Source organism: Allobosea sp. 05T439 (assembly GCF_056396005.1).
On sequence record NZ_JBFTKP010000004.1, the window covers coordinates 225951 to 250677 of the forward strand.

At 64.8% G+C, this 24727-nt stretch carries 23 protein-coding genes and 1 pseudogene; 13 read left to right on the plus strand and 11 right to left on the minus strand.

Annotated elements, in window-relative coordinates; all coding sequences use genetic code 11:
• Nucleotides 1-46: 46 nt before the first annotated feature.
• Nucleotides 47-679, plus strand: a complete 633-nt coding sequence (locus AC1DIO_RS06590; RefSeq protein ID WP_441505954.1) for a MarC family protein — start codon at nucleotides 47-49, stop codon at nucleotides 677-679.
• 132 nt (nucleotides 680-811) lie between these two features.
• Here AC1DIO_RS06590 and AC1DIO_RS06595 read toward each other — a convergent pair whose 3' ends face one another.
• Nucleotides 812-1990 (minus strand): E22 family MetX-like putative esterase, encoded by a 1179-nt coding sequence (locus AC1DIO_RS06595; RefSeq protein ID WP_441505955.1) that lies wholly within the window; start codon nucleotides 1988-1990, stop codon nucleotides 812-814.
• 90 nt (nucleotides 1991-2080) lie between these two features.
• Nucleotides 2081-3196: a M20 family metallopeptidase gene (locus AC1DIO_RS06600; RefSeq protein ID WP_441505956.1), complete on the minus strand. Its 1116-nt coding sequence runs from the start codon at nucleotides 3194-3196 to the stop codon at nucleotides 2081-2083.
• Nucleotides 3197-3371: 175 nt separating this feature from the next.
• Between AC1DIO_RS06600 and AC1DIO_RS06605 the strand changes: the two genes are divergently transcribed.
• The 3 genes from AC1DIO_RS06605 to AC1DIO_RS06615 all read left to right on the plus strand — a co-directional run bounded on the left by AC1DIO_RS06605 (nucleotide 3372) and on the right by AC1DIO_RS06615 (nucleotide 4759).
• Entirely contained in the window at nucleotides 3372-3725 is a 354-nt protein-coding gene (locus AC1DIO_RS06605) for an ArsR/SmtB family transcription factor (RefSeq protein WP_441505957.1), read from the plus strand.
• A gap of 2 nt (nucleotides 3726-3727) precedes the next feature.
• A complete protein-coding gene (locus tag AC1DIO_RS06610; protein WP_441505958.1) occupies nucleotides 3728-4222 on the plus strand; it encodes an SRPBCC family protein in 495 nt (164 codons plus the stop codon).
• A gap of 102 nt (nucleotides 4223-4324) precedes the next feature.
• Nucleotides 4325-4759, plus strand: coding sequence for a VOC family protein (locus AC1DIO_RS06615; protein WP_441505959.1), 435 nt, complete (start codon nucleotides 4325-4327; stop codon nucleotides 4757-4759).
• Nucleotides 4760-5241: 482 nt separating this feature from the next.
• On the opposite strand, the gene AC1DIO_RS06620 is transcribed toward AC1DIO_RS06615, so the two are convergent.
• Nucleotides 5242-5778, minus strand: a complete 537-nt coding sequence (locus AC1DIO_RS06620) for a single-stranded DNA-binding protein (RefSeq protein WP_441505960.1) — start codon at nucleotides 5776-5778, stop codon at nucleotides 5242-5244.
• Nucleotides 5779-6174: 396 nt separating this feature from the next.
• On the opposite strand from AC1DIO_RS06620, the gene uvrA reads away from it, so the two are divergent.
• Nucleotides 6175-9096: an excinuclease ABC subunit UvrA gene (gene uvrA / locus AC1DIO_RS06625; RefSeq protein WP_476853280.1), complete on the plus strand. Its 2922-nt coding sequence runs from the start codon at nucleotides 6175-6177 to the stop codon at nucleotides 9094-9096.
• A 437-nt stretch (nucleotides 9097-9533) separates the two neighbouring features.
• The gene (locus AC1DIO_RS06630; RefSeq protein WP_441489723.1) at nucleotides 9534-10031 is read left to right on the plus strand and encodes an invasion associated locus B family protein; all 498 of its coding nucleotides are present in this window, start codon (nucleotides 9534-9536) and stop codon (nucleotides 10029-10031) included.
• 33 nt (nucleotides 10032-10064) lie between these two features.
• Here AC1DIO_RS06630 and AC1DIO_RS06635 read toward each other — a convergent pair whose 3' ends face one another.
• On the minus strand, nucleotides 10065-11144 hold the full coding sequence (locus tag AC1DIO_RS06635; protein ID WP_476769770.1) for a citrate synthase/methylcitrate synthase: 1080 nt from the start codon (nucleotides 11142-11144) through the stop codon (nucleotides 10065-10067).
• An 84-nt stretch (nucleotides 11145-11228) separates the two neighbouring features.
• Here AC1DIO_RS06635 and AC1DIO_RS06640 point away from each other — a divergent pair, with 84 nt between their 5' ends.
• Nucleotides 11229-12374 carry a citrate synthase family protein gene (locus AC1DIO_RS06640; RefSeq protein ID WP_476832176.1) on the plus strand — a complete coding sequence of 382 codons (1146 nt, stop codon included), beginning with the start codon at nucleotides 11229-11231 and terminating at the stop codon, nucleotides 12372-12374.
• A 19-nt stretch (nucleotides 12375-12393) separates the two neighbouring features.
• On the opposite strand, the gene AC1DIO_RS06645 is transcribed toward AC1DIO_RS06640, so the two are convergent.
• Nucleotides 12394-13068, minus strand: coding sequence for an RraA family protein (locus AC1DIO_RS06645; RefSeq protein ID WP_441505962.1), 675 nt, complete (start codon nucleotides 13066-13068; stop codon nucleotides 12394-12396).
• Between the two features lie 116 nt (nucleotides 13069-13184).
• Complete coding sequence (locus AC1DIO_RS06650) at nucleotides 13185-14738, minus strand: phospholipase D family protein (RefSeq protein WP_441506014.1); 1554 nt, start codon at nucleotides 14736-14738, stop codon at nucleotides 13185-13187.
• 284 nt (nucleotides 14739-15022) lie between these two features.
• Here AC1DIO_RS06650 and AC1DIO_RS06655 point away from each other — a divergent pair, with 284 nt between their 5' ends.
• The 3 genes and pseudogenes from AC1DIO_RS06655 to AC1DIO_RS06665 all read left to right on the plus strand — a co-directional run.
• The gene (locus AC1DIO_RS06655) at nucleotides 15023-15880 is read left to right on the plus strand and encodes an endonuclease/exonuclease/phosphatase family protein (RefSeq protein ID WP_441505963.1); all 858 of its coding nucleotides are present in this window, start codon (nucleotides 15023-15025) and stop codon (nucleotides 15878-15880) included.
• A gap of 215 nt (nucleotides 15881-16095) precedes the next feature.
• A complete protein-coding gene (locus AC1DIO_RS06660; protein WP_441505964.1) occupies nucleotides 16096-16731 on the plus strand; it encodes a pyridoxamine 5'-phosphate oxidase family protein in 636 nt (211 codons plus the stop codon).
• Nucleotides 16732-16746: 15 nt separating this feature from the next.
• A pseudogene (locus tag AC1DIO_RS06665) lies at nucleotides 16747-17097 on the plus strand (SH3 domain-containing protein); the annotation flags it as partial.
• 205 nt (nucleotides 17098-17302) lie between these two features.
• Here the strand turns inward: AC1DIO_RS06665 and AC1DIO_RS06670 are convergent.
• The 3 genes from AC1DIO_RS06670 to AC1DIO_RS06680 form a co-directional block, all read right to left on the minus strand.
• Nucleotides 17303-17992, minus strand: coding sequence for an isochorismatase family protein (locus AC1DIO_RS06670; RefSeq protein WP_441505965.1), 690 nt, complete (start codon nucleotides 17990-17992; stop codon nucleotides 17303-17305).
• 43 nt (nucleotides 17993-18035) lie between these two features.
• Entirely contained in the window at nucleotides 18036-18662 is a 627-nt protein-coding gene (ycaC, locus tag AC1DIO_RS06675; RefSeq protein WP_441505966.1) for an isochorismate family cysteine hydrolase YcaC, read from the minus strand.
• Nucleotides 18663-18762: 100 nt separating this feature from the next.
• On the minus strand, nucleotides 18763-19644 hold the full coding sequence (locus AC1DIO_RS06680) for a pirin family protein (protein WP_441505967.1): 882 nt from the start codon (nucleotides 19642-19644) through the stop codon (nucleotides 18763-18765).
• 125 nt (nucleotides 19645-19769) lie between these two features.
• Here AC1DIO_RS06680 and AC1DIO_RS06685 point away from each other — a divergent pair, with 125 nt between their 5' ends.
• A complete protein-coding gene (locus AC1DIO_RS06685) occupies nucleotides 19770-20708 on the plus strand; it encodes a LysR family transcriptional regulator (protein ID WP_441505968.1) in 939 nt (312 codons plus the stop codon).
• 21 nt (nucleotides 20709-20729) lie between these two features.
• Here AC1DIO_RS06685 and AC1DIO_RS06690 read toward each other — a convergent pair whose 3' ends face one another.
• The gene (locus tag AC1DIO_RS06690) at nucleotides 20730-21398 is read right to left on the minus strand and encodes a ceramidase domain-containing protein (RefSeq protein ID WP_441505969.1); all 669 of its coding nucleotides are present in this window, start codon (nucleotides 21396-21398) and stop codon (nucleotides 20730-20732) included.
• Between the two features lie 449 nt (nucleotides 21399-21847).
• Here AC1DIO_RS06690 and AC1DIO_RS06695 point away from each other — a divergent pair, with 449 nt between their 5' ends.
• Nucleotides 21848-22000, plus strand: a complete 153-nt coding sequence (locus AC1DIO_RS06695; protein ID WP_113515780.1) for a DUF1127 domain-containing protein — start codon at nucleotides 21848-21850, stop codon at nucleotides 21998-22000.
• Between the two features lie 170 nt (nucleotides 22001-22170).
• Entirely contained in the window at nucleotides 22171-23583 is a 1413-nt protein-coding gene (trmFO, locus tag AC1DIO_RS06700; protein ID WP_476776244.1) for a methylenetetrahydrofolate--tRNA-(uracil(54)-C(5))-methyltransferase (FADH(2)-oxidizing) TrmFO, read from the plus strand.
• A gap of 146 nt (nucleotides 23584-23729) precedes the next feature.
• Here the strand turns inward: trmFO and AC1DIO_RS06705 are convergent, their stop codons facing one another.
• Nucleotides 23730-24623: a phytoene/squalene synthase family protein gene (locus AC1DIO_RS06705; RefSeq protein ID WP_441505971.1), complete on the minus strand. Its 894-nt coding sequence runs from the start codon at nucleotides 24621-24623 to the stop codon at nucleotides 23730-23732.
• Nucleotides 24624-24727 lie beyond the last annotated feature (104 nt).

Consider the following 24727-nt stretch of genomic DNA (forward strand, 5'->3'; position numbering starts at 1 on the left):
TCCTACGCCTAGTGACGCGGGCTCGGCAGCATGCCTAAGCTCCACGATGTTCCTGGAATATCTCACCTCCGCCCTCGTCACACTGCTGGTCACCCTCGATCCGCCGGGTCTCGCACCGATCTTCCTGTCCCTGACGCGCGGCATGTCGGCCGACGAGCGCAGGCAGGTCGCGGTGCGCGCCTGCATCATCGCCTTCGGCATCATGGCCTTCTTCGGACTTGCGGGCGATATCGTGCTGAAGGCGCTCGGCGTCTCGCTGCCGGCCTTCCGCATCGCAGGCGGGCTGCTGCTGTTCTGGATCTCGTTCGAGATGGTGTTCGAGCGCCGCAACGAGCGCAAGCAGGCGACGGCCGAGACCGCAATCACTCTCGACCACATCCGCAACGTTGCCGCCTTCCCGCTCGCCATCCCCCTGATGGCAGGCCCCGGCTCGCTGACCGCGATGATGCTGCTCGCCGGACGCGCCAATGGCGATCTCGCCATGCTCGGCTCGCTGGCGGTCATCTGCGGGCTGGTGATCGCCTCATGCCTCGTGACCTTCCTCATGGCGACGCCGATTGCGCGCCTCCTTGGTGTCACCGGCAATGTCGTTCTGACCCGTCTGCTCGGCGTGATCCTTGCCGCGCTCGCCGTGCAATTCGTCATCGATGGCGTGCGGGCCGTGGTCGGAGGCGGCTAGGACGTGGCCGCCCCCCTTGAAAGGGGCATCACAGTCATGGCCAGGCTTGCCCGTTCATCGGCGCATGTGCCGCTCATCATCGTTCAAAGGCCCATGCCCTGTGCAGGACCGAGCATGAGACGCCGACGCGCCTCACTTCTCCAGGAAGGCCCGGATCGCCCCTTCGGCCTGCTTCATCGAGATGACGCCGTCGAGATGCCCACGCGAGCCCTGGATGGTGATGTGGGAGATGTCGACGCCGCCCTGCTTCATGCCATCGACCGTGCTGGCGATGGTATCCGCAGTGAAGACCAGATCCTTCGGCTGCGTGATCAGCAGCACCGGCGCCTTGATCTTCGACGCGCCATTGGCGAGCGAGGTTCCGCCAGCGGCAAAAAGCTGGTTGGCCTTCACGAGATAGAGGAAATGGTTCGCGTCTGACAGCTTGGCGCGCGCCTCACCGGCATTGTCGAGAATGCTCTGGACCTGGAACCTGTTTCCGAGCGCTTTGGCGGGGTCCTCACCTTCCTTGGCGGGCCTGCGCCCGAAGGTGCCATTGGTCCAGTCACGGTGGTTCGCCTGCAGCGTCACCACTGCCAGCGCCTTGGCGAGGCCGGCATTGGGCGGGGTGCCACCGTAATAGTCGCCCTTGTTCCAGTTGGGATCGACCAGGATCGGCGCCGCCCAGACATCGAGCCAGGCGATGAGCTGCGCATCGGCTTCGGCCGCGCCGATGACCGGCATCGCCTTGGCGACCATCTCCGGATGGCTTGCTGCCCATTCCCAGGTCTGGAGCGCGCCCATGGATGGGCCGGCGACCAGCGCCAGCTTCCTGATACCCAGGCTCTCGACCAGTGCCTTCTGGACATTGACGAAGTCGCCGACCGTGACGATCGGGAAATCGAGCGCGTAGGGCTTCCCGGTATCGGGATTGAGCGAAGCCGGGCCGGTGGTCGTCGTCTTCGGATCGCCGGTGTTGAGGTTCACCAGCGTATCGGAGGACAGGACGAAGTACTTATTGGTGTCGATCGCCTTGCCGGGACCGACAATCGCATCCCAGTAGCCTGGCGCGGCATCCCTTGCGTCGTACTTGCCGGCGGCATGCGAATTGCCCGAGAAGAAATGGCAGATCAGGATCGCATTCGACTTGTCGGCATTGAGCGTGCCGTAGCTCTCCCAGCCGACCTTGACGTTCTTGAGTGTGCGCCCGCCTTGCGTCGTGAAGCTCGGCAGCTCGAACACCTTCTTCTCGACCATCAGGTCCTGTGCCGCTGCCATTCCCGCCACCACCATGCAAGCAGCGCCAAGGGCGCCTGCGATCCAGTTCTTCATGCCGCTTCCCTTCCCAAGGACAGCCGTCACGCGGCCTTGGGAAGCATCAGAGCGGATTTCGGGCAGAAGCGGAAGCGGGAAGCCGAGCGCTCAGACCGTTTCGAGCAGCCCCTTGATCAGGGCTCGACGCGGTGCGATCGAGGAGATCAGGGCGTATTCCTCGAGCGTATGGGCGCCATTGCCGTCGATGCCGAGACCATCCAGCGTCGGCACGCCGAGCGCCGCCGTGAAATTGCCGTCGGAACCACCACCGGTCATCGGGCAGTCCTGAAGATCGAAGCCGACCTTCGCTGCAACGCCACGCGCTGTCTCGAACAACTGCGCGACCGTGCTCGACTTCTCATAGGGCGGCCGATTCATGCCGCCCGTCACCGTGATCTTCACATCGGGATCGCGGGGCGTGAGCCCAAGAATGCGGTTCTCCATCATCTGACCGTCGGCAAGCGTGGTGACGCGCACATCGACGCTGAACCAGGCATGCTGCGGAATCACGTTCGCCGCCGTGCCGCCGCCGATCAAGGCGACCGACGTGGTGATGCCGCGCGCATAGTCCGTCATGCCCTCGATGGCGAGGATCTGATGCGCCGCCTCGCGGATGGCGCTGCGTCCGTCAGCATGGCGTGAGCCTGAATGGGCCGGGCGCCCCTCGAGCCTGACGTCGAAGCGGCCGACACCCTTGCGGGCCGTGACGATGCGGCCACCTTCGCGCGCCGGCTCGGTGACCAGCACCGCCGCCGACTGCCGCCCGATATCCTCGATCACCGAACGGGTGGTCGGCGAGCCGATCTCCTCGTCGGGCGTGAACAGGAAGATCATCGGCCGCTTGGCCGAGCCCGCCTTGGCCACATCCTTGAAGGCTTGCAGGGCGAGCCAGGCACCGCCCTTCATATCATAGACGCCAGGACCATAGAGCCTGTCGCCCTCGATCCGGACAGGCAAATCCTTGGCACTCGTCCCGACCGGGTGGACCGTGTCGAGATGTGACATGACCGAAATGGCCTTCTCGCCATTATCGAGCCCGGCCCTCAGGATCACGCTGTCTCCGAGGCCGTCGCGCCCCGGCAGGCGCTCGACCGCGATCGGCAGGCCTTCGACCTCCTTGGCGACGAGGTCCATCATGCCGTTCACGCCAGGAGCGTGATGGGTGGGGCTTTCCAGCGCGATCCAGACGGACAGGGCTGAGGCGGCGGGATCAGTGTTGCTCATGAGCGCTGCACATACGCCCGTTCCCCCATTGCGCACAAGGATTTCACACGCCGGGGCGGAGATGCCTGCCCCGCATGACAGATCGATCGGAAGGGCCGGGCTGCCCGCCCTCAGCCTTKACAACGGCTGCGCCACGTTAAATAACAACTACGTTATATAACCAATTGGTAATTAAATGACGCCATCCAGCCGGCTCGACACCACCTTCGCCGCCCTGGCCGATCCGACACGGCGGGCGATCCTGGCACGCCTCGCCCTTGGCGAGGCTTCGGTGACCGAGCTGGCCCAGCCCTTCGCTATGAGCCAGCCGGCCATCTCCAAGCATCTCAAGATGCTGGAGCGCGCTGGACTGATTTCGCGCGGACGGGACGCACAACGTCGCCCCTGCCGGCTCGAGCCCCAAGCTCTCGCCGACGCAAATGGCTGGCTCGAAGGCTATCGCCAGTTCTGGGAGACGACCTTCCAGCGCCTCGACCTCCTTCTCGACGAGATGAAGGCCGAGAAAGGCATGAAACCCAAAGGAGAGTGACGATGATGACGACCGCCGATCTGTCCGTCTCGACGCCCAGCGACCGCGAGGTCCTGATGACCCGCCTCTTCAACGCACCGCGCGAGCTGGTCTTCGAGGCCATGAACCGGCCTGAGCTGCTGAAGAGGTGGTTGAGCGGCCCTCCAGGCTGGTCACTGCAGCATTGCGAGGTCGATTTTCGGGTCGGCGGCAGCTTCCGCCACGTCTGGCACGGACCGGACGGCACCGTGATGGGAATGGGCGGGATCTACCGCGAGATCGCGCGCCCTGAGCGTATCGTCCGAACCGAACTGTTCGACCAGGACTGGACCGGGGGCGAGGCCATCGCGACGCTGGTTCTGACGGAGCAGGCGGGCAAGACCGAACTCGCGCTGACCGTACTCTATTCCTCGCGCGAGGCCCGCGACGGCGCGCTCAGGAGCGGCATGAAGGAAGGCGTCGCCGCAAGCTACGGGAAGCTCGACACCCTGTTCGCTGAAAGGCGGCAGGCCGCCTGAGCCATTCCACCTGAGCCGTTTCACCGATCAGTTCCGGAAGCCCTGCACTCGCAGCATTCGGGCGACCGCCCCGCGCTCAGCAAGCAAGAGGAGGAGACGACCATGCAGAAGATCACCCCGTTCCTGTGGTTCGATGGCCAGGCTGAGGAGGCGGCAAAATTCTACACCTCCATCTTCAAGAATTCGAAGCTCGGCGGCGTCTCGCCTATGGCCGCATCCTTCGAGCTCGAAGGCCTGCAATTCACGGCACTCAATGGCGGCCCACGCTTCAAGTTCACGGAAGCGATCTCGCTCTATGTGAACTGCGAAACCCAGGACGAGGTCGATTACTACTGGGACAGGCTCGGAGACGGTGGACAGATCCAGCAATGCGGCTGGCTGAAGGACAGGTTCGGCATCTCCTGGCAGGTCATCCCGTCAGTGCTGCCCAAGCTGTTGAGCAGTCCCGAACAGGAGAAGGCCGGCCGGGCCATGCAGGCGATGATGCAGATGCAGAAGATCGACATCGCCGCGCTTCAGAGGGCCTATGACGGCTAAAGCATCGGCCCGAAAAGTAGATTGCGGTTTTCGGGAAAGCCGATGCAAACACAGAAGCTTAGAACATCGGACCGGATATGATATCCGGTCCGATGTTCTAAGCGGCGCGCAGTCACGGCTAGGCCCGGCGCGCGCGTCAGACGCGCCTGACGTTCTAGAAGGTCGGGAAGCTCCGCGCTCAAGTCCGTTCCTCAGCTTGCGCGACAGCGCAGCTTCAGCCCACTCGTTATTGCGGGTGCCCGATAGACGGTCCTTCGCGCCTGGACGGCGGTCGGGTCTGACTGCTCGAGCGCGAATAAATGCAATCTCGCACCGAGATTCGCGATCTAAGTCATCGAATGCCGCTTGCCGCTCTTGGCAATGATGGAGGGAGAGCCGCCCCGTCCTTCGGATATCAACAAAAAGGCCGCTCCGAACGGTCGGGAGCGACCTTCTGATCCTGAGGAGATTGCGATCCGCAAAGCGGTTCGCCCTCGCTTGCCCTAGAACGGGATATCGTCGTCCAGGTGGGTGCTCGACGAACGCCCGCCGCCGCCGCTGGACATAGCCGGCTGGCGCGAGCCGCCACCGCTGCCCATCGGGCTCGAACGCCCGAAGGAACCGCCGCCGCCCGAACGGTCCTCGACCGAACCGCCGCCCTCGCCATACTCGTCCGATCCGCCCTGCCCGCGGCTGTCGAGAATGGTGAGTTCGCCGCGGAAGCGCTGCAGCACGATTTCGGTCGTGTACTTCTCGACGCCGGACTGATCCTGCCACTTGCGCGTCTGGAGCTGGCCCTCGATGTAAACCTTCGAGCCCTTCTTCAGATACTGCTCCGCGACCTTGGCGAGATTCTCGTTGAAGATCACCACCGAGTGCCACTCGGTCTTTTCCTTGCGCTCACCGGACTGCTTGTCGCGCCAGGTCTCGGACGTGGCGATGCGCAGATTGACGACCGGCTCGCCGCTGCCGAGCCGGCGCACCTCGGGGTCGCGCCCGAGATTACCGACCAGAATGACCTTGTTGACGCTACCAGCCATGAGAGGCTCCATTTCCTGCGCACATCTGCAAATCCGATCGACGACCGGAGCCGGACCCTAGCGCCCGCAGACGTCACTATCAACAATGTTCTTGCTTTGTTCAAGCTCGTTTTGCAGAGTTGTCCCCTGTCTTCATCAGGATTCGCGAGGCAGCCGCCGGAGGTCGGACGAGCCTCGGCGGACGGCGGCACCGATCGCCAAACCGGACGCCCTACTCCTGACGCGAATTGTCAGGAGAAAGACAGCAGCCTATCCCGCTGCATGATATTCATGCCTGCCAGACCGCCGTGAGGCTGGCATGGCCGGGCATTTGCCCTATCTCTACGCCTTACCCGAACGGACGCCCCGATGGCCCGCAAGACCTCTTTGGCTGAACAAGCCGCCACGCTTGAGGACATGTTCGACCGCAACCGCGCGGCCGATCCGAATGCACGCGTGATTTCCGTGCGCGGCGCGCGCGAGCACAATCTCAAGAATGTCGACCTGGCGATTCCGCGCGACAAGCTCGTGGTCTTCACCGGCCTTTCAGGCTCGGGCAAATCCTCGCTCGCCTTCGACACGATCTACGCCGAGGGCCAGCGCCGCTATGTCGAGTCCCTCTCGGCCTATGCCCGCCAGTTCCTCGAGATGATGCAGAAGCCCGATGTCGACCAGATCGACGGGCTCTCGCCGGCCATCTCGATCGAGCAGAAGACGACCTCGAAGAACCCGCGCTCGACAGTCGGCACCGTCACCGAGATCCACGACTACATGCGCCTGCTCTGGGCACGTGCCGGCATCCCCTACTCGCCGGCGACGGGCCTGCCGATCGAGAGCCAGACGGTCAGCCAGATGGTCGACCGGCTGCTGGAGTTGCCGGAGAAGACGCGCGGCTATCTGCTGGCGCCCGTGGTGCGCGGTCGCAAGGGCGAATACCGCAAGGAACTGGCCGACTGGCTGAAGCGCGGCTTCCAGCGCGTCAAGATCGACGGCCAGTTCTACGAGATCCCGGACGCTCCCGCCCTCGACAAGAAGTTCAAGCACGACATCGACGTGGTGGTCGACCGCATCGTCATACGCCCCGACCTCGCCGCACGCCTGTCCGACTCGCTGGAACAGGCTCTGGAGCTCGCCGAGGGTATCGCGGTCTTCGAATATGCCGACGAGAAGGAGGAGAGCGGCGAGGCCAGGCGCATCACCTTCTCCTCGAAATTCGCCTGCCCCGTCTCCGGCTTCACCATCCCCGAGATCGAGCCCAGGCTCTTTTCATTCAACAACCCGTTCGGCGCCTGCCCGACCTGCGATGGTCTCGGCCACGAGATGCGCATCGATGCCAATCTGATCGTGCCCGACAATTCCATCTCACTGAAGAAGGGGGCGATCGCGCCCTGGGCCAAGTCGACCTCGCCCTATTACGGCCAGACACTGGACGCGCTCGCCAAGCATTTCGGCTTCTCGATGACCAAGCCCTGGTCCGAGCTGCCGAAGCAGGCGCACGATGCCATCCTGTTCGGCACCGGCACCGAGCCGGTGCGGTTCGCCTATAATGACGGCCTGCGCGCCTATGAGGTGAAGAAGCCCTTCGAGGGCGTCATCACAAACATGGAGCGGCGCTGGAAGGAGACGGAGTCCGACTGGGCGCGTGAGGAAATCGGCCGCTTCATGTCCGAGACGCCCTGCGCCGCCTGCAACGGTTTTCGCCTGAAGCCCGAGGCGCTGGCGGTGAAGATCGCCGGTAGTCATATCGGCGAGATTTCCCGCCTCTCGGTTCGCGATGCGCTGGCCTGGGTCTCCGATCTGCCGCGCCATCTCACGCCGAAGCAGACCGAGATCGCGACGCGCATCCTCAAGGAGATCCGCGACCGCCTGACCTTCCTGCTCGACGTCGGGCTGGAATATCTGACGCTGGCGCGCGGCTCCGGCACGCTCTCGGGCGGCGAGAGCCAGCGTATCCGCCTCGCCTCGCAGATCGGCTCGGGCCTCACCGGCGTCCTCTATGTGCTGGACGAGCCCTCGATCGGCCTGCACCAACGCGACAATGAGCGCCTGCTCGGGACGCTGCGGCGCCTGCGCGACCTCGGCAATACCGTGATCGTCGTCGAGCATGACGAGGACGCGATCCTGACCGCCGACTACGTCGTCGATGTCGGCCCCGGAGCCGGCATCCATGGCGGCGAGATCGTCTCGAAGGGCACGCCGGAGCAGATCCTGGCCGACCCGAACTCGCTGACCGGCCGCTACCTCACGGGCGAGCTCTCGGTGCCGGTGCCGGCCAAGCGCCGCAAACCGCAGAAGGGGCGTTCGCTCAAGATCGTCGGCGCCAGGGGCAACAACCTCAAGGACGTCTCCGTCGAGATCCCGCTCGGGCTCTTCACCTGCATCACCGGCGTCTCCGGCGGCGGCAAGTCGACGCTGGTCATCGACACGCTCTACAAGGCCGTCGCCCGCAAGCTCAACGGCTCGATCGAGCATCCCGCCCAGCATGATCGCATCGAGGGCATGGAGCATCTCGACAAGGTCATCGACATCGACCAGTCGCCGATCGGCCGCACCCCGCGCTCCAATCCCGCGACCTATACCGGCGCCTTCACGCCGATGCGCGAATGGTTCGCCGGCCTGCCCGAGGCGAAGGCGCGCGGCTATCAGCCGGGGCGCTTCTCCTTCAACGTCAAGGGCGGGCGCTGCGAAGCCTGCCAGGGCGACGGCGTCATCAAAATCGAGATGCATTTCCTGCCCGACGTCTACGTCACCTGCGATGTCTGCAAGGGCAAGCGTTACGACCGTGAAACGCTCGAGGTGAAATACCGCGAGCGCTCGATCGCGGATGTGCTCGACATGACCGTCGAGGAGGCGAAGGACCTGTTCAAGGCCGTGCCCTCGATCCGCGACAAGATGGAAACGCTCTCCCGCGTCGGCCTCGGCTATGTCCATGTCGGCCAGCAGGCGACCACGCTGTCCGGCGGCGAAGCCCAGCGCGTGAAACTGTCGAAGGAACTCTCGAAGCGTGCCACCGGCCGCACGCTCTACATCCTGGACGAGCCGACGACCGGCCTGCATTTCCACGATGTCGCCAAGCTCATGGAAGTGCTGCATGAGCTGGTCGAGCAGGGCAATACGGTGGTGGTGATCGAGCACAATCTCGAGGTCATCAAGACCTCCGACTGGATCATCGACATGGGTCCGGAAGGTGGCGATRGCGGCGGCGAGGTCGTGGCTCAGGGCACGCCGGAGGATGTCGTCAAGGTCAGCCGCAGCCATACCGCCCGGTTCCTCAAGGAGGTGCTGGAGCGCCGACCGCTGAAGAAGCCCGCCAAGGCCCCCGCACAAGCGGCGGAATAGGTGTCGAGGAAACGCCGGCTGGCGCCTTGATTCGCGTGAAATTGCACGACCGGCCATGTGCCTGCCGGTGAATTCCGGTCGTTCCAATCATCGAGCGCGGATGCGGCCCCTCCGCTCTGCGTACGGCCCGCGGGACGTAAGGCCCGAAGCTGACGCACCGAGGCGCACAGCCACGTCTCGCAGTCAGGTCTCACAGTCAGGGTAGACCGGCGCCAGTGTGTCCGTAGCCTGCGACGGCAACTTCGCGGAGCGCCGCTTCTTCCTCAACGTTACGCATCTCGCGACATTCCGCCGACTTTCGCCCCGCCGGGCGATGCCGAAAGCAGCCGCGGGCGCGTGCCGCTGCGCCGCAAGGTCGCACGCGCTTTCCGCCGCCTTGTTTACGCCTCGTTAGGCTTCAGGTTCCATCCCTTGAGAACACAAAAGGAGATGAAGCAATGATGAGACTGGCGATCCCGGCGACCTTCGTATTCCTCGCGGTTTCGACCGGAGCAATGGCGAATCCGGCCAAGCCGCTCGGTCAGTTCAAGAACTGGAATGCCTCGTCCTATGCGAGCGGTAATAGCCAACGTTGCTATATCTCCAGCAACCCAATCGCTGAGAAACCTGCCGAGCTTCGCCATGGCGACGTGTATTTCTTCGTCCAGAGCGGCGAGAGCGCTGGCCGCACGGAGTCGAGTTTCCAGACCGGGTACGACTTCGCCAAGGATTCGACCGTCGAGGTCACGATCGGCGAGGAGCGCTTCCGCATGCTGACCGCCGGCCGCAATGCCTGGCTCCAGCGCGTCGAACGCGAGGGCGAGCTGTTCGCGGCGATGAAGGCTGGCGACGAGATGGTGCTCGCAGCGCGCTCGGCCCGCGGCAATGAGACCAGCTACACCTTCTCGCTGGACGGCGTGACCGCCGCCTCGCGGCAACTGCAGCAATGCAGCTGATGGCGGCAGCCGACGCTCACGGCAGCGAGCCCATCAGGCAGCGCGTCTCGGCGCCGGACCGACATAGGTTGACTGCGGGCGAATGAGCCGACCGCCGGCAACCTGCTCCTGGGCATGGGCGATCCAGCCGATCGTCCGTCCCATTGCGAAGACGCAGGTGAAACTGTCGGGCGGGAATGCGAGCGCTTCGAGCAGGAGGGCGGTGTAGAATTCGACATTCGTCTGCAATGCGCGGTTCGGCTTCCGCTCACGAAGAATAGCCAAGGCGGCCTGCTCGACCGCCTCCGCGTAAGCGAGGCGGCCGGAATCCGTATCGAGCTGGCGTATCGCGCGCTTCAATGCGTCGGCACGTGGGTCACGCACGCGATAGACGCGGTGACCGAACCCCATCAGGCGATCACCGCGCTGCAACGCGGCTTCCAGCCAGGCTCGTGCGTTGCCCACCTCGCCGATCTGGTCGAGCATGTCGATCACCGGCCCGGGCGCTCCCCCATGCAGCGGGCCCTTCAGCGCACTCAGCCCGGCCAGCACGGCCGACCCCAGTCCTGCCTGCGTCGACGCGACGACACGGGCGGCGAAGGTCGAGGCATTCAGCCCATGATCGCAAACCGTGACGAGATAAGTATCCAATGCCGCGGCCTGCGCCGGGCTGGCTGCCTCGCCGCGCATCATCCGCAGGATATCGGCCGAGTGGCCCAACCGCCCATCGGGCATGATCGGTGCGAGCCCGCGCTGCAGCCGTATGATCGCCGGCGTGAAGACGGCCGGTGCCGCCAGGAGGCGCAAGGCGGTCGCAGCATCATCGCCATCGGCCAACCGCGCCATCAGCGCGCGAAGCGCTTCGACCGGAGCTCGCCGGACAAGCGTCTCATCGAGACTGGCCACCTCGCCGAACACATCCACCCTGCCCTGGCCGAGCGCAGCTTCGAAGGCATCACCGGGCGGCAATGCGTCGAAGAAGCCAGTCAGCATCAACTGCGCCGCCTCGGCGAAGGTCACGCGGCCGGCAAGGTCGTCGAGACGATGCCCCCGGATGACCAGCTGGCCAGCTGCCCCGTCCACATCCGACAGGACCGTCTGTGCTGCAACGACATTTTCCAACCCATCCGACATCAGGCACTCCCTTGAAGAACTGCCTTGAGGATCGGTTCGGACCGAACTAGAATCAATCTTGAACAATAAAATCAATATATGGCAATGAGCGACTGGTTGACCGCGCAGGAGGTGATGACGCGTCTGCAGCTGAAGCCGCAGACGCTCTATGCCTATGTGAGCCGGGGGCGGATCGAAGCACGGGCGGATACCGGCGCCCCGCGGCGCAGCCTCTACCGCGCTGCCGATGTCGCGCGGCTGGAATACCGGAAGTCACGAGGGCGACGAAACGCGGCGATTGCCGAGGACGCCATCGCCTGGGGCGAGCCGGTGCTGGCATCGAGCATCACGACGATCGCGCATGGGCGGCTGTGGTATCGCGGCCAGGATGCCGAAGCGCTGGCCCGGGCCGCCCGTCTCGAGGATATCGCCCGCCTGCTCTGGGCCTGCGGCGACGCGCGCTTTCCGCCCCAGTTCAATATCGTCGGCCCGGGAACCGGCAATCAGCGGATGTTCGCGATGATCGCGGCACGCGCCGCAGCAGACCCGGTAATCGGCAGCCGGACCCCGAAGGCCTTGTATTTCGAAGCAGCCTCGGTGCTGGACGCACTCGTCGATGCGGTTGCCGGCCGTCCCGGCGAAGGCCCCATTCATGACCGCATCGCGCGCGCCTGGGGTTGCGACCCGACGGGTGCCGATTTCATTCGTACCTGCCTCGTCCTGCTGGCGGACCATGAGCTGAACGCATCGACCTTCGCGGTCCGCGTCACCGCCTCGACACGGGCCTCGCTGGCTGCCTGCGTCCTGGCAGGGCTGTCCGCGCTGTCAGGCCCCTTGCACGGCGGCATGTCGGCCCGGGTTCGCGCCTTCTTCGGCGAAGCGCGGCGGGAGGGTGTCGAGGCCGCGGTCCAATCGCGGCTGGCGCTCGGGACGCCGGTACCGGGGTTCGGGCACCCGCTCTATCCCGAAGGGGATCCCCGGGCGCGGGGGCTGCTGTCGGCCTTCGCTCTTCCCGCCGAATACCAGGAGATTCGTCGCGTCACGGAAGCGATCACCGGCGACGTTCCGAACATAGACTTTGCCTTGACGGCCCTGGCTTCCACACTGGGCCTGCCGCAGGACGCCCCCTTTCAGATTTTCGCTGCGGCACGGTGCACCGGCTGGATCGCCCATGCCCTGGAGCAATTTCAGACTGGCCGCCTCATCCGGCCGCGAGCGCGCTATGTCGGGGTGGCGCCGGGCTCGGCGTGACCCGAAACGGAGGTGCCCGCTAGAGCACACCGTGCCGTTCGAAAACCGAGCGCAAGCTCGCGCCGGCGAGAAGCTCCTCGCGCGTCGTGTCCTCCGCCTCGATCTTGGCAAGGGCGAGCTTCACCACCTCCTCGGCAATGCGCTGCGGCACGACCACCACGCCATCGGCATCACCGAAGATAAAGTCGCCCGGCTCGACCCTTGCTCCGCCGACTTCGACGGCCTCGTCGACCGCCATCATCTCAGCCCGCCCCCTGGTGTCGAGCGGGCCGATGCCGCCATGGAAGAGCGGGAAGCCGAGCTCGCGGATGCGGCGCACGTCGCGAACCAGCCCGTCGGTCAGGCAGCCGGCGGCGCCGCGCACCATCGAGGCCGTGGTCAGGAGCTCGCCCCAGGGCGCGATCCGGTCGGTCGGCCCGTCGCAGGCCAGCACGGCAATCTCGCCGGGTTTCAGGCTGTCGATCAGATCCATCTCGAGCGCGTAGGGATTATGGCCCTCGGCAAGGTGATAGCGCTTCATGTAGAGCCCCGTCCGGGCGAAGCCGCAGAGCATCGTCGCGTCGTCGAGCGGCCGCACGAACGGCTTCACCGCCTGGTTGGGAAAGCCGAGCTGATCGAGCACATCGGAAAGGACAGCGGAGTAGAGCCTGCCCTTCAAGGTTTCCAGATCAGGCAGGGCGGTCAAGGCTGACATCGCGATCTCCTCATGCGGTGCCAGCTTCCGTCCGCCATTCCGGTGCGTCAAGCCGCTCGGAGTTCTGCTCGTGGAACAGGGCGGGTTCCATTCGACAGAAAATCGCTCTGGCGGATCTATAGCTGCGACTGGATCGGCAAGAGGCCGACGATGAACGCCAGCGCGCGGCGGGACGGGCTTGCATCCGGCTCATGTCCGAGACGCCGCGGCTTGCCGTCGCGCTTGCCGTTCCAGTGCAGGCCGCCATCCTCGAGCGAGAGCTCGTAACTGACTTCAGGCGCCGTATCAGCCCTGAAGAGCTGCCGCATCTCGGCCACCAGTGCGGGTTGTTCGAACAGCACCCCCATCTCGGTGTTCAGCGAGGCCGAGCGCGGGTCAAAATTGAACGAGCCGATGAAGCCGGTCTTCCGATCGACCGTGAATGCCTTTGTGTGGAGGCTGGCGCCGCTCGAGCCGAATACGGAGATCTGCTGCCGGCTCGCATAGCGCTGCAGCTCGTAGAGACGCACGCCTCCTTTCAACAGACGCTCGCGGTACTGGGCATAGGCCCCGTGGACTGCAGCGACATCCGTCGCCGCCAGCGAGTTGGTCAGGATCGCGACATCGACCCCCCTTGCGACCAGACCGCTCAACTGCGCCGTCCCGTCGCTGCCGGGAATGAAATAGGGAGACGTGATCTCGAGCACATCCCGGCTGGCGGCGATGCTGGGCATGAGCGCGCCCAGCAACCAGTTCTCCCGCTTGCCGCCGAAAGCCTTCTCGGGTGGATCCGAAATGATCTTGGCCTCGCGTGCCCAGTGGATCTTCTCGGAGAGATTGAGCGTGTCCGTCAGCGACATGCGCTCGCGGACACGCTCGATATAGGGACGCGCGCGAGCGCTCTTGAGCAGCTTCGCGAGTGCGTTGCGCAAGCGCGCCAGCTTCGGTTGCCGCCAGGTCACCAGGGCATCGATCGGGATCACCACGTCGCTGTTCCAGAAGGCGTCGAAGACAGCTTCCGTCTGCTTCACCGCGGCTCCGACGAGCAGAACGTCGAGGTCTTGGAAGTTGGAGGATTTGGCAGCGGCGAAATATTCATTGCCGATGTTGCGGCCACCGACGATTGCCAGCCGACCATCGCTGATCCAGGCCTTGTTGTGCATCCKCCGCGTCACGGAGACCGCGCGCAGCACCATCTCGATGCCGCGCCGCAAGCCACCGCGCCGAGCCCGGCTCGGATTGAACAGTCTGACCGAGATGTTGGGATGCCCATCGAGCGAGAGATAGGCACCGTCCAGCCCGCGGGTGTTGATGTCGTCGATCAGCAGCCTCACCCGCACGCCACGATCGGCGGCAGCCAACAATTCGTGGGCGAGAAGCAGTCCGGTCAGATCGTTCTTCCAGACATAGTACATAAGGTCGAGGCTGCGCCCGGCACTGCGGGCCGCAACCGCCCTCGCCGCAAAAGCGTCGAGATTTTCAGAGAGCAGCAGGAGGCCGGTTTCGTTCTCGCGCCCGGCGACGAGCTGCGAGAGGATCCTGTCCAGCAGCGTCTCGTCATCGGCGACGGCCAGGGCGCTGGACGGCGGCCCCTTCGCACGCCGGGCGAAATGGCCATAGGAATAGGTTGCGATGGCCGATGCCAGGGCGAGCAGGCCAGCGAATGCAACGATGATCAGGAGCAAGTGCATCATGGTCGAGGAGAGGCCGGGTCGTCGCAGCGAGGAGCCACTAGGGCACTCGCGGCGAAGGTTGGATCCATCTCTCCTCTGCTAGATCTGGACGACAGATGAACGACCGCTTGCCGGACACAGTATCGAGAACAGCCCGGGACAGGTTGAACAGACTGCATTACGAATCGTTCTGTTACAAACAAACCTCTGCCCATCACCCTTCCGCCTAACGCCTCAGGAAACCGTTGTTCATGTTCCGGAAACGTCGGCTCCCGCGGGGGCTCAAATCCCTCGGACCGCTGATGGCCACGGCTTTGCGGCAACAGCGCAAATCCTATTCCAACGGCGATCACCGCGCGAGCCGCGGCAACACGCTGGTCGCCTCCTATAACATCCACAAATGTGTGGGCCGCGACCGGCGTTTCAATCCTTGGCGCACGATGAACGTCATCAAGGAGATCGATGCGGATGTGATCGCGCTGCAGGAAGTCGATCAACGCTTCGGAGAGCGCCTGGGACTGCTCGACCTTCACGCGCTGGAGCGTGAATGCGGGCTCACGGCCGTGCCGCTCCGGGCCACCCGCAACGGGCATGGCTGGCATGGCAATCTGGTGCTGTTCCGAGACGGCGTGGTCGACAGGGTCGAGCAACTCGTGCTGCCGGGTGCCGAGCCTCGCGGCGGCCTGGTCGTCGACCTGACATTGCGCGCCGGTCCGGTACGGATCATTGCCGTGCATCTTGGCCTGCTGCACCGCTCGCGGACGCGCCAGGTCCGGAGCATCCTCGCAGCCTCGGAGCCTCCCGACGGCCGCCCGGTCGTGGTGATGGGCGATTTCAACGAGTGGCGGATCGGCAGGCACTCGTCCCTGCAGGAGCTTCATCCGGATTTTGGACCGCTCGACGGTGCCGTGGCGAGTTTCCCGACGCGCTTTCCGGTCTGGTCGCTCGATCGCATCATCGCCAACCCGCATGATCTGGTTTCGCTCATCGAGGTTCACGACAGCCCTCTCGCCCAGATCGCCTCCGATCATCTGCCGATCAAGGCCGCGCTCAGCCTCGGACAGGCGGCTCGCCCCGAGCGTTCCCCCTCCCCGGGCGTGGTGACGGCTGGCCGGATAGAGCACGCCGCCCAGAGGCAGGGCGTGAAGAGCCCCGTTTGAAGAACGGCTCCGGGGGCTCGCCCGTGACGCCCCGCCCCCTGGACTGAGCAACCATCATCAGCAAGAATCGCCTGTACCGCTGGGTAAGCACCCCCGCCATGCATCCGGGCGCGCCGCCTGCGGTGGCATCATCCGAGATCTGACGCTAGCTTGCACAACAATCGATCGCTTAGCCCGTCACGCGGTTGGCACCATGCAAGGGGCGAGAGGACTTCATGACTGCGACAGCCACCGAGCCGGCAGCGTTGATCGAGGATGCGGTTGAACTGCGGACGCATATCGGCCCGGTCAACCCGATCGCCGACAGCAAGGTGCTGAAGCATCTTGATCAGTTCTGCCGCGACTTTATCGCGCTCTCGCCCTTCCTTGTCATCGCCAGCGGTGACGGTGCAGGTGGTGCCGATGCCAGCCCGCGCGGCGATGCACCCGGCTTCGTCAGGGTCCTAGACGACAGGACATTGCTGATCCCGGACCGGCGTGGCAACAACCGGGTCGACACCTTTGGCAACATCCTCGCGTCGCCCGGCATCGGCCTGATCTTCATGGTGCCCGGCATCAACGAGACCCTGCGGGTGAACGGCCGTGCCAGAGTCACACGCGAGCAGGGCCTGCTGGAACCCTCGACCGTCCAGGAACGCACCCCGGTCACCGGCATGCTGGTCGAGATCGACGAAGCCTATTTCCATTGCGGCAAGGCGTTGATCCGCTCGAAGCTCTGGGACCCCGCGACGCAGGTTCCGCGGCACAGCTTCCCTTCGCTCGGCCGCATCGTGGCTGAACAGACCAAGGCGATCGGAGTGGCGGAAGCCGAAGCGAATCTCGCGGAGGGTTACAAATCGCGACTTTATTAGAGTTCAAGCTGCAGGATGCTTAGGGACAGGCGCCGCTTGATCGTCAAAGTTCGCTCGGCCCTGTTCGCCTGCCTGGTCGGGATCTGCTCGCCTGTCATTCCGGCGAGGTCCGAAGTCGCTGGCCCAGATTTCTGGGCCGTCACCGGCATTGCCGGACATGATGTCCTCGCCCTGCGCGCGGCGCCGAAGCCGTCAGCCGCCAGAACGGGGGTGGTTCCGTCCGACGGCCGGCGGCTGCAGAATCTTGGCTGCACCGGCGTGCCATCTCTGGCGGAATGCCAGCGAATGAGCCCGAAGCAGCAACGGGTGGCTCGGGCGGGGCGATGGTGCAAAGTCCGGTACAACGGCCGCACGGGTTGGGTCCGGGGGAAATTTCTGCGCGAGGCGGCGGTTAAGGCAACGGCCGGGGCTTGCGGTTTTCGGGAAAGCCGCTGCAAACACAGAAAGTTAGATCATCGGACCGGATACGAGATCCGGCCCGATGATAGGGACCGCTCGGCCACCGCCTTGAATGAAGCGGCCGAAGCTGCCGGGCGGGCGCCAAGGGGCACACCACCCGGCGTAGCCGACGTCAGCTGCGCTGCGAGTCGAGCTGCTCCTGCTTCTTCTCAACCTCCTGCGCCTTCGTGTAGCTCTCGATCAGGAGCTGATAGGGCGGGAAGATCCTCGTGTAGACCTCCGCCCATTGCTGGGCGTCGTCGCGATTCCAGGTCTTTTGGAGCTCCGAGGCTACCGCCGCGGTGTCCATCGGCACGACGCCGGCCTGGACGACACGAGCAAGCGTGATCTCCTGCGCCATCTTCGAATAGGTGCCGGACGCGTCGATGACCGCGAAGACCTTGTACCCGTCGGCAACCGCGCTGATGCTCGGGAAAGCCATGCACACGCTGGTGATCGTGCCGGCGATGATCAGCGTCTTGCGCCCGGTCGCTTTCACCGCAGCGACGAAGTCCGGATTGTCCCAGGCATTGATCTCGCCACGACGCGCAACATAGGTCGCATGCGGGGCATTCTGGTGGATCTCCGGTATCAGCGGACCGTTTGGCCCCTGCGGCACCGACGCCGTCGTGATCACCGGCATCTTGCTCAGAGTTGCCATCTTGGCCAACGCGGCTGCATGGGCGCGCAGCGTCGTCATCGGCATGTCTGCGACGGTCTGGAACAGCCCGCTCTGATGGTCGATCAGCAGCATCACGGCATCGTCGGGATCGATGACCGGCCGTTGGCCGTTGAAGTTCGCGATATTCGCAAAGGTGCTCATGGCTATCCTCATGTGATCTGGATTGATGCGGTTGCGAGGCCGGTCACTTCGACGCCTTCACCGCGCTGTAGCTGGAAATCAGATTGCGATAGTCGGGGATGTGGTTGGAGAAGAGCGCCCCCAGGCCTTCGACATCGTTGCGCCAGTCGCGATGCAGCTCGCAGGCGACACCGAACCAGGTCGTCAGCTGCGCCCCGGCTTCCGACATCCGATCCCAGGCCGAGTGCCGGGTGATCTCGTTGAAGGTGCCTGAGGCGTCAGTCACAACGAAGACCTCGTAGCCCTCGGCCAACGCGGAAAGCGCCGGAAATGCCACACAGACCTCGGTCACCACGCCCGCAATGATCAGTTGCTTGCGTCCGGTCGCCTTGACCGCCTTGACGAAATCCTCGTTGTCCCAGGCGTTGATCTGGCCCGGGCGCGGGATATAGGGAGCCGAGGGGAAGATCTCCTTCAGCTCCGGAACCAGAGGTCCGTTCGGCCCATCCTCGAAGCTCGTCGTCAGGATGGTGGGCAGCTTGAAGTATTTGGCGAGGTCGGCGAGCGCCAGGACATTGTTCTTGAACTGATCGGGGCCGATATCGCGAACGAGCGACAGCAGGCCGGCCTGATGGTCGACAAGCAACACCGCAGCATTGTCCTTGTCCAGGCGCGTATAGGGCTTGGTCATTGTCATGATCCTTGCTGGTCTTGTGGTTCCGCTATCGGGGCGGCGATGGCGCCGCCCCTCCAGGAACGGCCCCGGCGCGGACATCCGGAGCCTCCTGTCCTCAGCGCCCGTACGCCGCCTGCGGGATGGCGCCGAACCGGCCGCTCTGGAAATCGATCATCGCCTGACGGATCTCCTCGGCCGTGTTCATGACGAAGGGGCCATGCATGACGACCGGCTCGTCGAACGGCGCGCCGCTGACGATCAGCACCGCGGCATCGCTGTCGGCCTCCAGGGTCACCTCGCCGCCCAGACGGTCGAACAGGATGAACTGTGCTTCCCGCGCCTTGTCCGCGCCATTGATCAGGATGTTGCCGCGCAGGACGACGACGCCGAGGGTGTGGCCTTCCGGAAGGACGAGCGAAGTTGCCCCGTCACGCAGCAGCTGCAGGTCCCAGATATTCATGGGCGTGAACGTATGGGCCGGCCCGACATGTCCCTGGTAATTGCCCGCGATCACCCTGAGCGTACCCGCCCCATCGGGCAGCTTGACCGCAGGGATCTCCTTGTCGAGCAGCGTCTGGTAGCCGGGAGCTGCGCTCTTGTCCTTGGCCGGGAGGTTGACCCAGAGCTGAACCATCTCGAGCGTGCCGCCCTTGCGGGTGAAGGCTTCCGAGTGGAACTCCTCATGCAGGATACCTGACGCGGCCGTCATCCACTGCACGTCGCCAGGGCCAATCAGACCGCCCTTGCCGGTTGAATCGCGATGCTCGACCTCCCCCTGATAGACGATGGTCACCGTCTCGAAGCCGCGATGCGGGTGCGTGCCGACACCACGGGGCTGAGCGGCCGGCGCGAACTGTGCCGGCCCGGCATAGTCGAGCAGCAGGAACGGGCTGACATGCTCGCCCTGACCGGCATGCGAGAACATCGAGCGGACGGGAAAGCCATCCCCGATCCAATGGGGATGCGGGCTGCTGAAGACCCCGAGAACCTTTCTCATTGCGTTTCTCCTTGGGAGCGTTGCAAAGGCGTTGCGTTGGCCAGGAGAATAAGAATGAGACAAAATAGCCGGTAGACGGCATTATCTCGCCAATGTGTCCTATCAGCAGGACAATGGAGCATCCGATGCAGGACCTGAACGATCTCTATTTCTTCGCTCAGGTCGTCGACCATCAGGGTTTCGCCGCGGCAGCCCGGGCGCTGGGAATGCCGCGTTCGCGGCTGAGCCGCCGGCTGGCGCTGCTTGAGGAGCGACTGGGCGTGCGTCTCGTGCAGCGCTCGACGCGGCGCTTCGCCGTCACCGAGATCGGCCGCGAGTATTATCGCCATTGCGTCGCGATGCTGGTCGAGGTCGACGCAGGCCAGGAAGCGATCGAGCGGGCCCGGGCCGCACCTCAGGGCATCGTGCGCGTCGCCTGCCCGTCAGCCGTGCTCTATTTTCAGATCGGCGGCATGGTCGCCCGCTTCCTCGCCGCCTGGCCCAAGGTCGAGGTGCAACTGGAAAGCACCAATCGGCGCGTCGACGTCATTCGCGAAGGCTTCGACATCGCCATCCGGGTTCGTTTCCCGCCACTGGAGGAAAGCGAGCTGGTGATGAAGGTTCTGGCTGAGAGCACCCAGCGGCTGGTCGCCGCGCCCCGCGTGCTGAAAGACCTCGCACGGCCTCTTGTTCCCGCCGACCTCAGCGCATTGCCCAGCCTGTCCTGGGGAGATCCGCATCAGGAGCATGAATGGCGCCTCAGCGGGCCCGGCGGCGCCACGGCGATCATCCGCCACACCCCTCGGCTGGTCACGGAGGACATGGTCGCGCTGCGGCTTGCCGCGCTCGAGGGCGTTGGCGTCGTCCAACTCCCGACCATGGTGGTCCAGGACGACCTGCAAGCGGGAACGTTGGTCGAGGTCCTGCCGCACTGGACGCCGCGGGCCGGCATCATCCACGCCGTTTTTCCGTCGCGACGTGGTCTCCTGCCATCCGTCCGTGCCTTGCTTGATGTCCTGGCCGCCGAATACGCGGTGCTTGACCGGGCTGAGAAGGAGGCCTTCGCCGTCGCGGGCCGGCTGTGATCCCGCAATGCCCGGATCGGATCAATTCGCCGAGGGCCGATCGATCGCCGCACGCAGCAACAGATAGAGCACCATTGCGTTCAGCAGGTGCCAGAGCCAATGCGTGCCGAAGGGGACGCTCTGGCACAGAACCTGGTCCAGCGTGCGCAAGCTGAGCGACAGCGCAAAGACCAAACCGGCGAGGCCGAGCAGACGTGCCGCCGTATCGCCCTCACCGCGCATCCGCACCGCGAACGCGACCCCAAACAGCGCCAGCACGAAGGAGGCATATCCGCCGGAGCCGCGCATGCCGGGCGGCAGCAGCGCGCCGAGCCCCGACACGAGCAGGAAGGACGCAAGCAGGAAGAACAGTGTACCGCCGGCCGCGACCGCTGGCCGCGCCCCCATGAAACGGACGAGAGCCAACCCGAAATAGGAGAACGCGAAGAACTGGATCGGAAGCACATCGGCCAGCAGCGTCCAGCGTTGCGGCATGGTGTGGAACAGGAACGAGCCGATACCGATCATGACGACGAGAGCAATCAGCGCGGCAGCTGGCCAGTCGCGCCGACCCGAGCGCCGATAGAGCAGAAGGCCCGCGATCGCGGCCAGGATGAAGCCGCCATTGCTGAGCGCGTTCATCGGCTCTGCCCAGAAGGCCTGGCTGGCGCGTTCGCAGTAGCCAAAGGACATGATCGCTTGTGACGGCAACAGCAGCTTCTCCAGCGTCAGCCCAGCTTGCCACAGCGCCCCGGCGACGGCGACGCAAGCGCGACATTGCGGCGCAACATAAACCTTGACGCAAAAGCGTGACGACCGCGGAAAACCGGCCCGTTCCGGGCTTTTCCGATTCGAGTCAGGCGCGCATGGCAAACCACTGTATATCGCCCAATTGCGCGCCACACCGGAATCGGCTCCTCGGTAGCGAACCGAAACGGCCTACAATTTAGGCACTCGATGGTGCTTGGTTAATAGTTTCCTACGCAACAGACGCGGGGCGTGGCAAAAATGTAAAGGGCTGGTTAAATCGCCATGCGAAAATCGCATAACGGAACTGATATCCTGCCCCTCCAATTAGCAGCCAGCCTCCCTTATATGCAGTGCACAACGAATTCATCGTTGTCGGGCCAGAAATGACCCGGCACCCAGGAGCCAAACCAATGTTCGTCACCATGATTGCTGCTAAAATCCGCGCCTATCTTCGCTATCGCGAAACCGTCCGTGAGCTCTCGCGTCTGACCGACCGTGAGCTGGACGATCTCGGCCTGTCCCGTTCGGAAATCCAGTACGTCGCCCGTTCGCACGCTGCCTGATTACTGTCCGCGCCTACCGAGATCATAGTTTCTCCTGGACCTGCGTCCTCCCCGCGGTCCGGTCGAAGAGCGAATGCCCGCCTCCTCCCAGGCGGGCATTTTGCGTTTCAGGGCTGCGTCACTGACGCCTCTCTCTTGACCTTCGGCCCGCCTGCGGACACATCGCAGGCATGAGCACGAAACCAGTCCATGTCATCGGCGGCGGCCTCGCCGGTTCTGAAGCCACCTGGCAGATCGCGGAAGCCGGAGTCCCGGTCGTCCTGCACGAGATGCGCCCTGTTCGCGGCACCGACGCGCACAAGACCGAGGGGTTGGCGGAGCTCGTCTGCTCCAACTCCTTCCGCTCGGACGATTCCTCGTCCAACGCCGTCGGCCAACTGCATTGGGAGATGCGCCGGCTCAGCTCACTGATCATGGCCAAGGGCGATGCCCATCAGGTCCCGGCCGGCGGAGCCCTCGCGGTCGACCGCGACGGCTTCTCGCAGGCGATCACCGCCGCATTGGAAGCCCACCCGCTCGTCACCATCGAACGTGGCGAGATCGCCGGTCTGCCACCGGCAGACTGGGACAATGTCATCATCGCGACCGGCCCCCTCACCTCGCCGGCGCTCGCTGACGGGATCAAGTCCCTGACCGGCGAGACCGAACTCGCCTTCTTCGACGCCATCGCCCCGATCGTCCATTTCGACTCGATCGACATGGACCAGGCCTGGTTCCAGTCGCGCTACGACAAGGCCGGCCCCGGCGGCACCGGCGCCGACTACATCAACTGCCCGCTCGACCGCGACCAGTACGAGGCCTTCATCGACGCGCTGCTGGCGGCCGAGAAGACCGAGTTCAAGGAATGGGAGGGCACGCCCTATTTCGATGGCTGCCTGCCGATCGAGGTCATGGCCGAGCGCGGGCGCGAGACGTTGCGCTGGGGGCCCATGAAACCGGTCGGCCTGACCAACAAGCACAACCCGACAGTGAAGGCCTATGCGGTCGTGCAGCTGCGCCAGGACAATGCGCTCGGCACGCTGTTCAACATGACAGGCTTCCAGACCAAGCTGAAATACGGCGAGCAGGCTGCGATCTTCCGGATGATCCCCGGGCTCCAGAATGCCGAATTTGCTCGCCTGGGCGGCATCCACCGCAACACGTATCTCAACTCGCCGAAGCTGCTCTCTCCGTCCCTGCAGCTCAAGGCCGATACGCGCCTTCGCTTCGCCGGACAGATCACCGGCTGCGAAGGCTATGTCGAGAGCGCCGCCATTGGCCTGCTGACCGGACGCATGGCCGCGGCCGAGCGGCTCGGACGCCCGCTCGAACTGCCCCCTGCGACGACGGCGCTTGGCGCATTGGTCAACCACATCACCGGCGGGCACATCGTCACCATCGACGAGGGGCCGCGCTCCTTCCAGCCGATGAACATCAATTTCGGCCTGTTCCCGCATATCGAGGACGCACCCAAGACGGGGCCGGACGGCAAGCGCCTGAAGGGCCCTGCCAAGAGCGTGGCCCGCAAGCAGGCGCTGACGGCCCGCGCGAAGGAGCATCTCGATGTGTGGGCGGGCGCCGCTGCGGCTGAGGCGGCAGAGTAGAGAGCCTTCGGCGTGGGGTAATCCATTCCAACCCTCTCCTTCCGGGAGAGGGTTTTTTCTCGGCCGGCGCGGCGTCCTGCGAATTATTGCTTCGGCCCGAAACGTGGATTGCGATTTTCGGGAACGCCGATGCAAACGCGCGCGAACTAACCCCGCATGGCCTTCCTGGCCGCGCGCCAGAGAATCCATTGYCGCTGCCAGGCCGGCAGCGTGATGATGCTCCGGAACGGGTCGTAGCCGGTGCGCTCCATCTTCCTCAGATAGGACTCGACCAGTGCGACCGGCAGGAAGGCCGGTACGAGCGTAGGCGGAATCGTCTCACGCAGCTCCCGCAGCTTGGCGAGGTGCTTGCGCGCGATCGCCCGGAGTTCCTTCAGACTGTAGAGCACGCCGGGCCCGCCGCGCCCTCGCACGATGTCGTCGCGGATTACGCCGTTTCGGGCGAGAATCTCCGCCGGCACGTAGACCTGGCCAGCCGCCGCATGCCAGGGGAAAGCGCGCAACAATCCGGTCAGCGCATAGGCGACGCCGGCATGGCCGCAAGCCGCCGCGCCACCCGGATCACGCCCCTCGGCCAGGATGATCGACGCAAGCCGGAAGAGCGCGCTTGCCGTTTCGCCGGCATACCCCTCGAGATCGCCGAGAGAGGGCATCGGATCGTCATAGAGATCGAAGATGCGCGCCTCGATCAGCCCGGTCAGCGGCGCGATCGGCAGGCGGTAATGCAGAATGGTGTCGAGCAACGCGGCGGCAACAGGATGCGAATGCACCTCGCCCTTGGCGTCGCCCTCCAGCAGGTCGCGCCACCATTGCAGCCTGACCTCGCCGGGCAGCGGCTCGCTCACCGCGGCGCGAACCCTCGCGATCTCGTGGCTGAAGGCATAGAGCGCGAAAAGACCGGGCCGCACGGCCTCAGGCGCGTACAGACTGGCGATATAGCGATCGTGATCGGCCTCGCGCACCAGCGCGGCACAATGAGCATAAGCCTCCGGCAGGGCCTCGGGCAGCGTCTCGCGGCGATCGTCAGTTCTGGTCGTCATGCGGATCRTCCCGCCCAGGCAGTCGCCTCACAGGCGCGGCCTTGGATCAAGTGTCAGTCTAGGCCAGGCAAGGCCGGGCTGGCTACGCCCCACGAGCATGATCG

Bases quoted from the DNA above. Each gene is read 5' to 3' on its own strand.
- AC1DIO_RS06590 (WP_441505954.1), top strand. From the start codon at position 47: ATGTTCCTGGAATATCTCACCTCCGCCCTCGTCACACTGCTGGTCACC.
- AC1DIO_RS06605 (WP_441505957.1), top strand. From the start codon at position 3,372: ATGACGCCATCCAGCCGGCTCGACACCACCTTCGCCGCCCTGGCCGAT.
- AC1DIO_RS06600 (WP_441505956.1), bottom strand. From the start codon at position 3,196: ATGAGCAACACTGATCCCGCCGCCTCAGCCCTGTCCGTCTGGATCGCG.
- AC1DIO_RS06655 (WP_441505963.1), top strand. From the start codon at position 15,023: ATGGCCACGGCTTTGCGGCAACAGCGCAAATCCTATTCCAACGGCGAT.
- AC1DIO_RS06635 (WP_476769770.1), bottom strand. From the start codon at position 11,144: ATGTCGGATGGGTTGGAAAATGTCGTTGCAGCACAGACGGTCCTGTCG.
- AC1DIO_RS06685 (WP_441505968.1), top strand. From the start codon at position 19,770: ATGCAGGACCTGAACGATCTCTATTTCTTCGCTCAGGTCGTCGACCAT.
- AC1DIO_RS06620 (WP_441505960.1), bottom strand. From the start codon at position 5,778: ATGGCTGGTAGCGTCAACAAGGTCATTCTGGTCGGTAATCTCGGGCGC.
- ycaC (WP_441505966.1), bottom strand. From the start codon at position 18,662: ATGACCAAGCCCTATACGCGCCTGGACAAGGACAATGCTGCGGTGTTG.
- AC1DIO_RS06670 (WP_441505965.1), bottom strand. From the start codon at position 17,992: ATGAGCACCTTTGCGAATATCGCGAACTTCAACGGCCAACGGCCGGTC.
- AC1DIO_RS06595 (WP_441505955.1), bottom strand. From the start codon at position 1,990: ATGAAGAACTGGATCGCAGGCGCCCTTGGCGCTGCTTGCATGGTGGTG.
- AC1DIO_RS06695 (WP_113515780.1), top strand. From the start codon at position 21,848: ATGTTCGTCACCATGATTGCTGCTAAAATCCGCGCCTATCTTCGCTAT.
- trmFO (WP_476776244.1), top strand. From the start codon at position 22,171: ATGAGCACGAAACCAGTCCATGTCATCGGCGGCGGCCTCGCCGGTTCT.
- AC1DIO_RS06615 (WP_441505959.1), top strand. From the start codon at position 4,325: ATGCAGAAGATCACCCCGTTCCTGTGGTTCGATGGCCAGGCTGAGGAG.
- AC1DIO_RS06680 (WP_441505967.1), bottom strand. From the start codon at position 19,644: ATGAGAAAGGTTCTCGGGGTCTTCAGCAGCCCGCATCCCCATTGGATC.
- AC1DIO_RS06610 (WP_441505958.1), top strand. From the start codon at position 3,728: ATGATGACGACCGCCGATCTGTCCGTCTCGACGCCCAGCGACCGCGAG.
- AC1DIO_RS06640 (WP_476832176.1), top strand. From the start codon at position 11,229: ATGAGCGACTGGTTGACCGCGCAGGAGGTGATGACGCGTCTGCAGCTG.
- AC1DIO_RS06630 (WP_441489723.1), top strand. From the start codon at position 9,534: ATGATGAGACTGGCGATCCCGGCGACCTTCGTATTCCTCGCGGTTTCG.
- AC1DIO_RS06660 (WP_441505964.1), top strand. From the start codon at position 16,096: ATGACTGCGACAGCCACCGAGCCGGCAGCGTTGATCGAGGATGCGGTT.
- AC1DIO_RS06645 (WP_441505962.1), bottom strand. From the start codon at position 13,068: ATGTCAGCCTTGACCGCCCTGCCTGATCTGGAAACCTTGAAGGGCAGG.